The following is a 319-nucleotide window of genomic DNA, read 5'->3' as shown; positions in this document are numbered from 1 at the left end:
GCCGGTGGCGCCGGCTCCCGGATGGACGTGCTCACCCGGGAGCGCGCCAAGCCGGCACTCCCCTTCGGTGGCGTGCACCGGCTCATCGACTTCACGCTCTCCGCGCTGGTGCACGCCCGGCTGCGCGAGGTGTGGGTGAGCGTGGAGTACCAGGTGGCCTCGATCGACGAGTACCTCTCGGGCGGCCGGCCCTGGGACCTCGACCGGTCCCGGGGAGGGTTCCGCAGGATGGTGCCCGAGACCGGCTCCGGGCCGGCGACCGAGGACCGGTTCGCCTACGGCAACGGTGACCTGCTGCTCCGCATGTCCCGCGACCTCC

General features: G+C 73.4%; 1 protein-coding gene. It reads left to right on the top strand.

The window, feature by feature from the left end:
• Positions 1-319 (top strand): sugar phosphate nucleotidyltransferase (locus NR111_RS18370; protein WP_256821650.1); only part of this gene is annotated, 319 nt, incomplete at both ends.

It is taken from the genome of Dietzia sp. Die43 (genome assembly GCF_024519835.1).
GTDB classification, from domain to species: Bacteria; Actinomycetota; Actinomycetes; order Mycobacteriales; family Mycobacteriaceae; genus Dietzia; species Dietzia kunjamensis.
The sequence above is the reverse complement of the archived record's forward strand: the minus strand, read 5'-3'. Positions and strand labels throughout refer to the sequence as shown.